This is a genomic window from Paraburkholderia ginsengisoli NBRC 100965 (assembly GCF_000739735.1).
In the GTDB taxonomy this organism is placed as follows: Bacteria; Pseudomonadota; Gammaproteobacteria; order Burkholderiales; family Burkholderiaceae; genus Paraburkholderia; species Paraburkholderia ginsengisoli.
This window is the reverse complement of sequence record NZ_BBJF01000007.1, coordinates 1-13,621: the sequence shown is the minus strand read 5'-3', so window position 1 is coordinate 13,621 and position 13,621 is coordinate 1. Positions and strand designations below refer to the sequence as shown.

Sequence of the window (13,621 nt, the reverse complement as noted above, 5' to 3'; positions counted from 1 at the left end):
CCGGAGAATTTAAAGTACCTGCCGCTAAATAGGAGAAAATAGCGGTCGCTGTGCGCTTTCTAAGCGCGTGCAGTTCAACCCGCGCGGCCGCCAGGACCGGTAGCCCGCGCAATGTTTAACTGAAATTAGATAGAAAGGTTTTCTCCATGAAAAAGCTGATGATCGCCGCCGTGATTGGCGCCCTGTCCACGACGATGCTGACCGTCGCGACTGACGCCGCCGCGGAAACCGCGACCACCGCAAAACCGGCTGCCAAGGCTGTTGCAAAACGGCCGCAACCGCGCCGCCTGATCAAGCGCAAAGAAAACCCGGCTAAGGAAGCGAAGGTCGATCCGGTACCGGAAGGCGCGGAAAAGTGGGCCTGCAAGGACGGCCTCGCTTTCGAAATGAAGGGCGATATGAAGCGTGACCAGATCGTCACGGTTCACTGGGCGAACAAAAACTACAATCTGCCGCGCGAAGCGACCACCACGGGCGCAGACCGTTTCCACGACGCCGCAACCGGCATGGATCTGGTCGTGATCCCGACCAAGGCCATGCTGTTCCAGGACAAGGACAGCTCGCGTCTGGCCGACGAGTGCCAGACCGCGGCGATGGCGCAAGGCGCACCGGCTCCGACGCAATCGAACGCGATCAACAAGACCGGCAACTAATCGCCGTCATCAGGAAAGCCCCCGATGTCCGCTCCGATTTCCAACGTGCGACCCGACCCGGACCCGGTCCTGGCCGATATCGTCGATTACGTTCTGGATTTTCCGATCGACAGCACGCTCGCGCTCGAAACCGCGCGGCATTGCCTGATCGATACGCTCGGCTGCGGACTCGAGGCGCTCTCCTACCCGGCCTGCACCAAGCTGTTGGGACCGATCGTGCCGGGCACGATCGTCCCCAACGGCGCGAAGGTGCCGGGCACGTCGTTCCAGCTGGACCCGGTTCAGGCCGCCTTCAACATCGGCGCAATGATCCGCTGGCTCGACTTCAACGACACGTGGCTCGCCGCCGAATGGGGCCATCCGTCGGACAACCTCGGCGGAATTCTCGCGACAGCCGACTGGCTCTCGCGCACTGCCATCGCAGCCGGCAAAACGCCGTTGACGATGAAAGACGTGTTGATCGCGATGATCAAGGCGCACGAAATTCAAGGCTGTATCGCGCTCGAAAATTCCTTCAACAAGGTCGGGCTCGATCACGTATTGCTGGTGAAGCTGGCGTCGACGGCCGTGGTCGGCCGGTTGATCGGCCTCACGCGTGACGAACTGCTCAATGCGGTGTCGCAGGCGTTCGTCGACGGGCACGCGCTGCGCACGTATCGCCACGCGCCGAACACCGGTTCGCGCAAATCGTGGGCCGCGGGCGATGCGACCTCGCGCGCCGTGCGCCTCGCGCTGATTTCGAAGACCGGCGAGATGGGCTATCCGTCGGTGCTGAGCGCGAAGACGTGGGGCTTTTACGACGTGCTGTTCAAGGGCAAGCCTTTCCAGTTCCAGCGTCCATACGGCTCGTACGTGATGGAGAACGTGCTGTTCAAGATTTCGTTTCCGGCCGAGTTCCACGCGCAGACTGCAGTGGAAGCGGCGATGAAACTGCACGCGCAACTCGCAGCTCACGGCAAGCGCGTCGAAGACATCCGCAAAATCACGATCCGCACCCACGAAGCGGCGCTGCGCATCATCGATAAAAAAGGCCCGCTGAACAACCCGGCCGACCGCGATCATTGCATCCAGTACATGATCGCCGTGCCGCTGATCCACGGTCGTCTGACGGCCGCGGATTACGAAGATTCGGTCGCGCAGGACGCGCGCATCGATGTGCTGCGCGCGAAGATGGAATGCGTCGAAGACGCGCAGTTCACGCAGGATTACCACGATCCGGAGAAGCGTTCGATCGCCAATGCACTGACGATCGAATTCGACGACGGATCGAAGTTCGACGAAGTCGTAGTCGAATATCCGATCGGGCATAAGCGCCGTCGCGAGGACGGGATTCCGTTGCTGGTCGAGAAGTTCAGGACCAACCTCGCGCGGCGCTTTCCGGTCAGGCAGCAACTGGCGATTCTCGACGTGTCGCTCGATCAGGCAAGGCTCGAAGCCATGCCGGTCAATGAATACGTCGATCTCTACGTCATCTAGTCAAGTTAAGTACTGTAGTTCCGCGATCAAACCAAGGAAAACACCATGGCCCACAACCTCCACAAAACGCTCAAGGAATTCGACAGCGGTTCCGGCAAAGGCAAGTTCTACTCCCTGCCCCAACTCGGCAAGGCACTGAACATCAAGATCGACCGCCTGCCGGTTTCGATCCGTATCGTGCTGGAATCGGTGCTGCGTAACTACGACGGCAAGAAAATCGCCGAAGAACACATCACGCAACTGGCGAACTGGAAGCCGACCGCCGCACGCGTCGACGAAATTCCGTTCGTCGTGTCGCGCGTCGTGCTGCAAGACTTCACCGGCGTGCCGCTGCTCGCCGACATCGCTGCGATGCGCGGTGTCGCGCAACGCGTCGGCAAGAACCCGAAGTCGATCGAGCCGCTGGTCCCGGTCGATCTGGTCGTCGACCACTCGGTGCAGATCGATCACTTCCGTGAAAAGAACGCGCTCGACCTGAACATGAAACTGGAATTCCAGCGCAACAACGAGCGCTACCAGTTCATGAAGTGGGGCATGCAGGCATTCGACACGTTCAAAGTTGTGCCGCCGGGCGTCGGCATCGTTCACCAGGTAAACCTGGAATACCTCGCACGCGGCGTGCACAAGAAGGCCGAAGGCACGGACACCGTGTACTACCCGGATTCGCTGGTCGGCACCGACAGCCACACCACGATGATCAACGGTATCGGCGTGGTGGGCTGGGGCGTGGGCGGCATCGAAGCCGAAGCCGGCATGCTCGGCCAGCCGGTGTACTTCCTGACGCCGGACGTGGTCGGCGTGAACCTGAAGGGCAAGCTGCGCGAAGGCGTGACGGCGACCGACCTGGTGCTGACCGTCACGGAACTGCTGCGCAAGGAAAAGGTTGTCGGCAAGTTCGTCGAGTTCTTCGGCGAAGGCACGCGCTCGCTGTCGCTGCCGGACCGCGCGACGATCGGCAACATGGCGCCGGAATACGGCGCGACCATGGGCTTCTTCCCGGTCGACGAAAAGACGATCGACTACTTCAAGGGCACGGGCCGCACCGACGCTGAAATCTCGGCGTTCCAGAACTACTTCAAGGCGCAGAACCTGTTCGGCGTTCCGAAGGAAGGCGACATCGACTACACGAAGGTCGTCACGCTGGATCTCGGCACGGTCGCTCCGTCGCTGGCAGGCCCGAAGCGTCCGCAAGACCGCATCGAAATCGGCAATGTGAAGTCGACCTTCAGCGACCTGTTCTCGAAGCCGGTCGCGGAAAACGGCTTTGCGAAGAAGGAAGCCGATCTGGACGCGCAATACACCACGTCGAACGGCGTCAACGTGAAGAACGGCGACATCCTGATCGCCGCGATCACGTCGTGCACGAACACGTCGAACCCGAGCGTGCTGCTGGCCGCCGGCCTGCTGGCGAAGAAGGCTGTCGAAGCTGGCCTGACGGTCGCGCCGCACATCAAGACGTCGCTGGCGCCGGGATCGCGCATCGTCACGGAGTACCTGACGAAGACCGACCTGATGAAGTACCTCGACAAGCTCGGCTTCACGCTGGCCGCTTACGGTTGCACGACCTGTATCGGCAACGCGGGCGACCTGACGCCGGAACTGAACGAAGCGATCACGAAGAACGACATCGTCGCGGCAGCGGTGCTGTCGGGCAACCGTAACTTCGAAGCGCGGATTCACCCGAATATCCGCGCGAACTTCCTGGCCTCGCCGCCGCTGGTCGTCGCTTACGCGATCGCCGGCAACATCACGCGCGACCTGATGACCGAACCGGTCGGCAAGGGCAAGGGCGGCAAGGACATCTACCTGGGCGACATCTGGCCGACCAGCGAAGAAGTCAACGAACTGCTCAAGTTCGCGCTGGACGCGGAAGCGTTCCGCAAGAACTACTCGCAGCTCACCAAGAAGGGCGACCTGTGGAGCAAGATCGAGGGCGAAGAAGGTCAGGTCTACGACTGGCCGAAGTCGACCTACATCGCGGAGCCGCCGTTCTTCGGCAAGGACTTCTCGATGACGCCGGCCGACAGCATCGCGCCGGTCAAGAACGCGCGCGCACTGGGCATCTTCGGTGACTCGGTCACGACCGACCACATCAGCCCGGCAGGCTCGATCAAGGAAGACTCGCCGGCAGGCAAGTGGCTGAAGGCAAACGGCGTGCAGAAGGCCGACTTCAACAGCTACGGCTCGCGCCGCGGCAACCACGACGTGATGATGCGCGGCACGTTCGCGAACGTCCGGATCAAGAACCTGATGATCCCGGCGAAGGCAGACGGCTCGCGCGTCGAAGGCGGCCTGACGATTCATCAGCCGAGCGGCGAACAGGAATCGATCTACGACGCAGCGATGAAGTACATCGACGCCGGCACGCCGACGGTCGTGTTCGCGGGCGAAGAGTACGGCACGGGCTCGTCGCGTGACTGGGCTGCAAAGGGTACGCAACTGCTGGGCGTGAAGGCCGTGGTCGCACGCAGCTTCGAGCGGATTCACCGTTCGAACCTGGTCGGCATGGGCGTTCTGCCGCTGCAGTTCAAGGGCTCGGATAGCGTGCAATCGCTCGGCATCACCGGCGAAGAAACGTACGACATCGAAGGCCTGGGCGCGGACTTCAAGCCGCAACAGGAAGTGACGCTGGTGATTCGCGGCAAGGACGGCAGCGAGAAGCGCGTGCAAGTGCTGCTGCGTATCGACACGCCGATCGAAGTCGACTACTACAAGCACGGCGGGATTCTGCCGTTCGTGCTGCGTTCGCTGCTGGCTGCTTAAGCTTCGGCTTCAGCTTCGCGGTAAAGCAAACGGCTTGGCTGTTTTGCAGGGGCTGCGTCCTGTGGAGGGCGCAGCCGATTTTGAAGCCCGACCTCTGGTCGGGCTTTTTTTATGGGCGGTCGGTGTTGAGCGTTGGGGAGGCGAAGGCGGTGAGGGCTTCGGTAACCCGGCGCTGGGTTAGGTGAGCGCTCCAGTCGGCGTTGGGAGGGGCGGGAGTGGTTGTGGGCGCGGGTGCGGTTGTCGGCGCCGATGCACGCGTTGGCACGTTCGCGTGACGCTGCTGCGCCGCCCAGTCGCGCAACACGGCCGACGCGGTTGCGTCGGCGACGGATGAGCGGGCGGGCGATTCGGGTTGCGTCGATGCGGCCAGCGACGGTGCTGGACTAAGGGAACGAGCTGGTGCCTCGTGGTCGCGGGTTTGCGCTTCGGTCGGACGGGCGGTGGCGAAATTGCTGTCGGCTGCGATTGCGACCTTGGGCTCAGACTTGTCCTTGGTGGCGAAGCCGCTTGCCGCGTCGTAGGCCGACGCTCGTGCGCTCTGATGTGGGTCGACGTGCCGCGCGAACAACACAGGCTTGGCCGGCAGCGCTGTTTGCAGCGAAGGCTTGCACTCACTTCGAAGCGTGGCCTTTCGCAGCGAATCGGCAGACGCTAGCTGCGCGACGGCCGGCGCGATCTCGGCGGCCGACCGCGCCGGTTTGATCGATGCGGGTCGCTGTGCGTGAACCGCGACCGCAACGTCGGGCGTCGCCACGGCCGGCCGCGCCATCGCCACCACCGTTGCCGGCTCGTCCGCGTCGTGTGCCGCGCCGCTCATCAGCAGCCACGCGAGCACGATGCTGCACGCGACAAATATCATCGCCCCCAGCGCATGGTCCGAACGGGACGAACGCGCTCGCACCTTGCCCATCTCGAGGTAATTGCGCGCCTCCGCCAGTTCCTCGGCGACTCGCGCGGAATAGTCGCGCGGCGGCGACGCTTTATAGAAAAAGCGAAACTTTTGGCCCGGCGCTAACCAGGTATGAACAGCGGGCGACGACGCGTGCCGCACGGCGGCCTGAACCGCCAGTTGCGGCCGACGCGGCGTGGCGGCCCGCGCCGTCCACCGATACATGCCATAAGGCGGCGGCAAGCCACCGAGCAACCGCGCGTTCGGCAGCGCCAGATTGCCTTGAATCAGGGCCAGCGGTCGGTTCATGATTGCGGGTTCCGGTGTGCGAGGGGCGGCGTTTCGAGCTGCCTGACGAGGATTCGTGTGCGATCGATCAGCGCGTCGATCGAGCCAGTACTTTGTTCCACGGGCGACGCACTCGCACGGCGCAACGCCTCCATCAAACTGAGCGCGCCGACCAGACCCGCTGCGCCGCTCAATCGGTGCAGCAGGCCGCTCACATGATCGGAAGGACCCTGGCGACGCAGCAACAGGCCCAGGCGCGCGAGGTCGTCGTCCATCGCACGACGCCAGCCATCGAGGAAGGCGGGCAGGTCGACGCCCTCATCGGATAACGCATCCAGATACCGATGCTCGTAGGGCTCTGTGGGCGCGTCCGGGATTCGGGGTGCGCTCGTGGAGAGGTCTCGCGGGGTCGCGGTGCTTGTGGCGTTTGTGGCGTTTGTGGCGTTTGTGGCGTTTGTGGCGTTTGTGGCGTTTGTGGCGTTTGCGGCGTTTGCGGCGTTTGCGGCGTTTGCGGCGTTTGCGGCGTTTGCGGCAATGGGTACAGGCGGCGGCTGCGCAGCGGCAGGAGATCGCCTCGCGAACGGCCCCCATTGTTCGACGCTGAACGGCGCGTCGAAGCTCGCCCGTAAGCCTGCGGCCGGCACGCTCGTGATCGAAAGCTCGCCTTGCATTCGCTGCGCGAGTAAGCGGCAGAGCGGCAAGCAGGTATCGGCGGCAATCGCTTCAGCTTCGGTGAGGTCGCGCTGCGTGTCGGGGTTCGGGTTGTTGTGGTCGGCGAGGCCGGATGCTTGCGGCGATTCGGCCGACGCGTGCCTCGCCCCCGTTTCCATCACGCTGATGAGGATGTGCTGCGAACTTGAATTCACCGGCTTGGTATGCACCACGAGCACGACCTCTTCGTGCGTGCTGAGCAGGAGCGTCCGGTTTAACAGATGGAAACAAAGTTGGCCGAGCCGCGCGCGGTCGGCGAAAATCGTTTCGGCTAACTGAGGATCGACGCTCGCGCTCAGGCGCAAATCTCGTTGCGTCGCGGCCGGCGCCAACAGCGCGATAACGCCGTCAATCAGCGTGCGCAAATTGGCGGCGCATTCGTCGATGATCACCGCGCGCGAATCGAGCGGCGCAGGATCGAGCAGATCGCCGAGCGTTTGGCTCCACGTGCGCAACGCGGAGTGGATCACTGCTGGCGGTTGCTGATGTGCGGACGACGCGGGCGGGGTGTCGAGCGCGTCGAGCATGCCGGCGACCGCGGACCATAGCGCGTTCACGTAACGGGGCGTCGCGCCTGGAAACCAGCACTGCCCCGATACGGCGACGGCGTTTGTCTTGCGAGCCGCTGCCGTGTGAGCGGTCTGCGCTCGCGCTTCGGCGGTTTTGCAGCGACGTGCCCACTCGTCTGTAGTCTGTTTGTGTTTTTCTGTCGCGCGCTTGTGCGCTGATCGGGAAAGGTACGCGCTGCTCAGTGCGAAGATTGCGGCAACGGCCGTCGCCAAGGTTAGCGATGGTAGCCACGATTGCCGTGCGGTTGACGCGTCCTGCGCATCTTCTGCGTCCTGTATCGACTCGTCGGCGGCGGCGTTTTCGCTATCGTTCGAAGCGGACGTCAAAGGTGTCGTGGCGACAACGGCGCCTCGGTGCGCCAAGGCGTCGCGAGCCGGTTGTTCGCGGCTTGATACGGTGTTGTATGCGCCGGATGCCAGTGCCTGGCGCGAAGCATCGGCGAACACGTCATACGAGGCGTTGCCGATTGACGCCGCCGCGTTGACATGGGCCGGCAATATCCAGAGCAGTGCGAACGCAAAGAGACAACCCGCTAACGTCGCCAACCTGATTGCCGCCCGCCGCACGCGGTCCGCATGGGATGAATCGCTGGCAACGTGCTGCGCTCGACGACGCGTCCCCACAGAAGAACCTCGCAGGCTCATGTTGTTCATAGCCCGCAAAACTTAGTCGATCAACTTATGCAACGAAGCAAACTCGATTAGCGCTGCCAACGATGACAGCCCGAGCTTTTCCTGGATACGGCTCTTGTACGTGCTCACGGTCTTGTCGCTGAGAAACAGACGGCTCGCGATGTCGCGATTGCTGGCGCCGCGTGCGAGGTGCTGCAATACCTCGACCTCGCGCGTGGACAGCGACTTCAGCCCGGACTCAGTCGCGGGATCAGTGGTGTCGACCGGAAAACAGTCATAGCCGAATAACACGGTTTTTAGCGCGGTAATCAATTCGCTGATTTCCCGGCCTTTACTGACATAGCCATTTGCGCCGGCATTGCGCGTATAGCTCGCCATGACCTGTTCGGGCTTGGCCGAAAGAACGAGAATGCAGGTTTTCAGATTCTGCGCGCGAATGCGACGGATCATGGACAAGCCGTCGAGACGCGGTAAATCGAGATCGAGAATGACCAGATCCGGGCTCTCCGCCAAGACCATTTTCAGGCCGTCTTCCCCGTCGCCGCACTCTCCCACCATATCCAGCTCGGGATCGGCGTGCAGCACGCTCGCGATCGTCCCCCGGATAATTGGATGGTCGTCGATAATCACAATTCTCTTCATTTATGGCTCGCCTTTGATATTCAATCAATGGACAAACAACGAATCGAACCAGCCCAAATGTAGCCCGAATCAAATATTAACAACGTTATCGGGGAAACTTTTCGGCAATAAAGAGTGAAATTTCCGCAATATTCAAAGGATTTTTCTTTCGCCGACGATTGCAATTCCCTACGCGCAGTTCGTCGTGCCGATGTGCGTTGACACAGATCGCTGACCGCTTGCGAGGGTGGCGCCGGGAGGCTGAGTGGCGACGTAAGCAGACTCAGGCCACGGGTAGTCGTACTGACGATTCAGATAAAGAAGAACGCGAGCATCGCCCGCGTTCTTTACGCCGATTGCAGATATCACTGATAAGAGAAATGACCGGCCATGCCGGCCCGGTCATTTCTGGTCTCACTGATCCTGCGGACCTTGCAGCAAGCGTTGCGACTGCGCACGCTGACCCTGCGGCGCACCCGCCGCCTGGCCATTGCTGCGTGCAAAGTCGAGTTCGACGCGACGGTTCGGCGCGAGGCAGTCGATCAGCGCCTGGCGGTTGCGGTTACTACACTGCACCACCGGATCTTCCTTGCCACGGCCACGCGCCGTGATCGGCGTCTTGACGCCACCGCTCTGCAGGTAACGCTTGACAGTCTCGGCACGCTTGGCCGACAGCTGACGGTTGTAGCTGTCACTGCCCAGACGATCCGTAAAGCCTTCGATCCGGATGCCTGTCACGTCGTCGACCTGACCGAGATCGCGCACCAGCTGGTCCAGCTTGGTCTTGCCTGCCGGCAACATGCCGGCCAGATCGCCCCGATCGAACTTGAACGTTGCGTCAGCTTGCAGCGTCATCTTTTGCGGAATGACCTCGGCCTTAGGCGGCGGCGGCGGCGTACAGCTCTGAAGCGCCGCGCCGATGCCAGGCAAACCCTTCTCGACGCCATCGACCAGCCGCTGGCTCTCGCTGAAGTTACGCGTCCACGCTTCGTGGCCCGCGTGAATCAACTCGACTTCGGAACAGGCCGTCAAACGCTGTGCTTCCTGGCACTGCGGGAACAGCGGCGAGGTCTTCGCAGCGAGGATCTGCTTCCACAGATCCGGCCGGATCACCGAAGCGGTCCGCAACTCCGGATTGTCGACGGTGAGTCCCTGCCCGGTTTCCAGCGCCGTCGTCAGGCGGTTAGCCTCGACCACCGCTTCCTCGACAAAACCCCAGCCGTCGTGCAGCGAACGCTCATCGCTTGCAGCATCCACCCAGCACTGCGCCTTCGCGCCGAAGTAATTATCTTTACGCTCGCCCAATGCGGTCAGACGGGAATTCACCGAACGTAACGTGGGACCGTTCTTGATGGGGCTGTACGTCGCGATCCACGGCGGCGTCACAGCCCCGGCGGCCTGATTCTGCGTCGCGCTGAACCCGGTTTGCAGAACCGTGGGGTCCTGGATCTGCAGCCGATCGCGCGTCGCGGACGACGAACATCCTGCGAGCATCGCGGCGAGCGCGATGGCAATTAACGAATACTTCATGTCTGTCTCTCATGGAAAGAGGGTCGCACGGAAGCTTCCCGTGCGACCCGGACGGCTAACGTCTCAAGCCTCTATTCAAAGCCTTGCGGCCTTCTTAGTTGCCGAGGACGATGCCGATACCAGCGCGGACGATGGTGCTATTGCCGCCCGAGGTGGACACGCCAAGGTTGTAGTTGATCGAGCCCTTTTCGTTCCAGCGGGACACGCCCAGACCGACAGCCTGGTAGCCACGGTAGTTGGCGATACCGGCGTTCAACGTGGTGCGACCCGGCAGGTACGGCGTCACGATGTTCAGTGCCGATGCCGAAGCGATACCCTTGGCAGCGTTGCGATCGACGTTATGAATCGAGTTGCTCATGTTGCCCATGGCACTGTTCAACTGATTCATATTGACCGCATCGGTACCCTGCGTACCCGGGGCGACGTTGGTGATCTGACGCTGCAGATCGGCGGAGCCCACCGATACCGAGTTGTCGCGATCCGTCGTGGAGCCCGCACCAAGCGAGACGGCGTTGGTGTTCGGAGCCGTTGCGCCGGAACCGAGCGCAACCGAACTATCACCTGCCGTCACCGCGTTCTTGCCGATGGCGATTGCTTCCTTGCCGGTTGCCGCCGCACCGTTGCCGATCGCGATCGCATCCGAACCCGAGGCGACCGCAGCCGTGCCGGTGCCGGAAGCCGGCGAGCCGACGTTGAAGTACGTGCTGCTGCCCGTGCCGTCGGTCAAGATGTTATTGACCGTGGATTGGAGACTCGAGAACTGCGCGAAGTTGACCGCGTCGGTTGAAGTGGTGCCCGCCGCCACGTTCGTCAGCTTGACCGCCTCAGTGGCATTCGTGCCGCCCAGCGTCACCTGGCTCTTCGACGAGTCGTCGTAGGCGACGGCGTTCGCCGTGCCGCCACCGTTGGCCCCGACATAGTCGGTGACATACGACTTCATCTGGCCGACGTTGACAGCATCTGTGTCCGCCTCACCAGCAAGCACGTTCTTCAACTGCGTGGGGGCGCCACCCGGGTTAAAGGTCAGCGAGGTCTTGTCGGCGTTGTCGTACGAAACGAACGCGTTGGTCACGTTACCCGACGAGTCGACATTCAAGCCAGCGTCCTTCAATTGCTTGAGGTTCACTGCCTCGTTGTCCTGCGTCGCTGCGGCTACGTTCGCAATCGTCACCGGCGTCGTGGAGCCCACCCCGCCCAAGGTCAACTTGGACTTGCTGGCGTCGTCATACGCGACGAACGAGTTGGTCACGTTGCCCGACGAGTCGACGGTGAGGCCAGCGTCCTTCAATTGCTTGAGGTTCACTGCCTGGTCGTCCTTTGTCGCATCGGCCAGGTTCGAAATCGTCACCGGTGTCGAGGCACCAACACCGCCCAAGGTCAGTGAGTCACGTGCCGATGTGTCGTAGGCCACGCCGTTAGTGCTACCCGTATCGATCTTCGCATCCAGAGCCTTCACTACGGAATCGACGCTGTTGTAGGGGTTACCATCGATCGTGTACACGGGCTGGCTGACCTGACCGCTTGAGCTCACCGTCGACCCACCACCCAGCGCGGCTGCGGTACTGCTCATCGCGCCGTACAGTTGCGAACCGTTGATCGCCTGCTTGCTGTTCGAGGTCACCGCGCCGGCGCCAACATTCGCCAGAACCACCGGCACAGTCGCACCGACGCCCCCGAACGTGACCGTGCCCTTGGTCGTGTCGTCATACGCGACGAATGCCCCCGCCACGTTGCCGGACGAATCGAAGTTCGCGCCGAGAGCCTTCAATTGGCTCACGTTCACAGCATCGTTGTTGGCCACACCAGCAGCCACGTTCGACACCGTCACCGCCGCGCCGCCCTTGTTCAGCGTGAGCAAGGTATGCGACGTCGAGTCGTACAGAACGGTCTCTGGCGAAGCAGTACCAGTACCAGCACCGCTCGCTACCGCGGCCAGCGCCGCGCCCACGTCGCTATACGTCTGCCCGTTCACCGCGTACTTAGGCGCTGAGACAGTGCCGTCCGCACCCACCGTGGAGCTGCCGCCCAACGCCGTCGCCACGCTGCTAGCCGTGTTGTACAACTGCGAACCGTTGACCGCGTCCTTGCTCGTCGACGAGAGCGTGCCTACGGCCACGTTCGTGAGCTTCACCGCCGGGTTGCCGGAGCCGCCCAGCGTCACCAGATCGTGCGTTGACGAGTCGTACACCACGGCGTTCGACGAACCACCGCCACCACCACCGCCATTAGCTATGGCGTCATTGATCGCGGTGGTCATCTGACCCACGTTCACCGCGTCGGTGCTGCTGGTACCCGCTGCGAGGTTGATGATCTGGTTCTGCTGGGCGCTGCTGCCCACCGAGACCGCGTTGGCACGGTCGGCAACTGCCCCGTAGCCAATAGCCACGCCATTGGCGGCGGTCACCGTGCCACCAGCGCCGATCGCCAGACCATTCGCGCCGCTGACCATCGAGCCCACGCCAAGCGCCATACCGTTGGTACCAGTCGGGGCGACGAATGATTTATAACCAATCGCGACTGAGCCAGCACTGATGGCGCTGGCATAGGCGCCAAGTGCCAACGTGTTGAACGAGGAGCCATCGCCAACACCGCCGGCGCGAGTGTTGTAACCGATGGACACCGAGTTGTCCGAACTCGTGCCAACTGTTGCACTCGCTCCGATTGCGGTCGAATTGTTCGACAACGCGCCCGCGCCCGACCCGACGGCCGTACTGAAGTTACTGCCCGCTGCAGCACGCCCGCCGACTGCCAGCGCACTGGCTCCGGTTGCCGCCGCCGCCGGGCCAATTGCCATCGCATTCAGATCTTCCGAAGCGCTCGTGGCAGTCCCTTGGGTCGTGCTCGAACTCACTGCAATGTAGCTCAACACCGCTGCCGAACTCTGCATCATCGACTTCGCGCCGCCGCTCGTGGAGGCCGTCAGCTGAGCCTGCAGCGCATCCAGTTGGCCCACTGTAGCCGCATCGGTCAGATTGATACCGTCCGCGACGTTCGTGATACGTTTTTCCTGCGTGCGGGAGCCGACGGAGAAGGTATTGACCTCGTCCGCGGACGCATTCACACCGATCGCGACCGAATTGGGGAACAGTGCAGTGGCGCCTGAGCCAATGGCCAGCGCATTATCCCCGTTCGCCAGCGAGTTGCCGCCAATCGCAATCGAGTTGACACCGCCAGCCTGTGCACCTTGCTGGTCCGACACGATCTTGATGTACTTCAGATTGGTCGCGAAATTGGTGTTGATCTGGGTGATCTGACCGTCTACGGCATTCAGTGCCGAACCAACGTCGCCATAGGTCGCGCCGCTGATCGAATAAGCAGGCGCGGATAAGGTACCGTTCGGAAGAACGCTTGCGCCGCCGCCCAGGGTTGTCGCGATCGAGTTCGCCGCTTCATACAACTGGCCGCCATTCACTGCCTGGTGGCCGGATGCGACGACCGCGCCGTCGGCCACGTTCGACAACGCCACCGGCACAGACGAGTTCACACCG

At 62.3% G+C, this 13,621-nt stretch carries 7 protein-coding genes and 2 pseudogenes; 3 read left to right on the top strand and 6 right to left on the bottom strand.

Features of this window, described 5'->3' with window-relative positions:
- The first annotated feature begins 146 nt into the window (after nt 1-146).
- From BGI01S_RS15910 to acnA, 3 genes are read left to right on the top strand one after another with little or no spacing between them, the layout of a single operon-like run.
- Nucleotides 147-653: a hypothetical protein gene (locus BGI01S_RS15910; protein ID WP_042326902.1), complete on the top strand. Its 507-nt coding sequence runs from the start codon at nt 147-149 to the stop codon at nt 651-653.
- 24 nt (nt 654-677) lie between these two features.
- Entirely contained in the window at nt 678-2,129 is a 1,452-nt protein-coding gene (locus BGI01S_RS15905; RefSeq protein ID WP_042326900.1) for a bifunctional 2-methylcitrate dehydratase/aconitate hydratase, read from the top strand.
- Nucleotides 2,130-2,174: 45 nt separating this feature from the next.
- Nucleotides 2,175-4,892, top strand: coding sequence for an aconitate hydratase AcnA (gene acnA, locus BGI01S_RS15900; protein WP_042326899.1), 2,718 nt, complete (start codon nt 2,175-2,177; stop codon nt 4,890-4,892).
- A 109-nt stretch (nt 4,893-5,001) separates the two neighbouring features.
- Here acnA and BGI01S_RS15895 read toward each other — a convergent pair whose 3' ends face one another.
- The 6 genes and pseudogenes from BGI01S_RS15895 to BGI01S_RS31450 form a co-directional block, all read right to left on the bottom strand.
- Entirely contained in the window at nt 5,002-5,943 is a 942-nt protein-coding gene (locus BGI01S_RS15895) for a hypothetical protein (RefSeq protein WP_167335654.1), read from the bottom strand.
- A gap of 143 nt (nt 5,944-6,086) precedes the next feature.
- On the bottom strand, nt 6,087-8,003 hold the full coding sequence (locus BGI01S_RS29000; protein ID WP_157004190.1) for a sensor histidine kinase: 1,917 nt from the start codon (nt 8,001-8,003) through the stop codon (nt 6,087-6,089).
- 12 nt (nt 8,004-8,015) lie between these two features.
- A complete protein-coding gene (locus BGI01S_RS15885; protein ID WP_232624429.1) occupies nt 8,016-8,612 on the bottom strand; it encodes a response regulator transcription factor in 597 nt (198 codons plus the stop codon).
- 405 nt (nt 8,613-9,017) lie between these two features.
- Nucleotides 9,018-10,133 (bottom strand): OmpA family protein, encoded by a 1,116-nt coding sequence (locus BGI01S_RS15880; RefSeq protein ID WP_042326893.1) that lies wholly within the window; start codon nt 10,131-10,133, stop codon nt 9,018-9,020.
- Nucleotides 10,134-10,227: 94 nt separating this feature from the next.
- Nucleotides 10,228-13,437 (bottom strand): annotated as a pseudogene (locus tag BGI01S_RS31455) (YadA family autotransporter adhesin); the annotation flags it as partial.
- A gap of 48 nt (nt 13,438-13,485) precedes the next feature.
- A pseudogene (locus BGI01S_RS31450) lies at nt 13,486-13,584 on the bottom strand (hypothetical protein); the annotation flags it as partial.
- Nucleotides 13,585-13,621 lie beyond the last annotated feature (37 nt).

Excerpts from the sequence above, each read along its gene's own strand:
- BGI01S_RS15905 (WP_042326900.1), top strand. The coding sequence starts at position 678 with ATGTCCGCTCCGATTTCCAACGTGCGACCCGACCCGGACCCGGTCCTG.
- BGI01S_RS29000 (WP_157004190.1), bottom strand. The coding sequence starts at position 8,003 with ATGAACAACATGAGCCTGCGAGGTTCTTCTGTGGGGACGCGTCGTCGA.
- BGI01S_RS15880 (WP_042326893.1), bottom strand. The coding sequence starts at position 10,133 with ATGAAGTATTCGTTAATTGCCATCGCGCTCGCCGCGATGCTCGCAGGA.
- BGI01S_RS15910 (WP_042326902.1), top strand. The coding sequence starts at position 147 with ATGAAAAAGCTGATGATCGCCGCCGTGATTGGCGCCCTGTCCACGACG.
- acnA (WP_042326899.1), top strand. The coding sequence starts at position 2,175 with ATGGCCCACAACCTCCACAAAACGCTCAAGGAATTCGACAGCGGTTCC.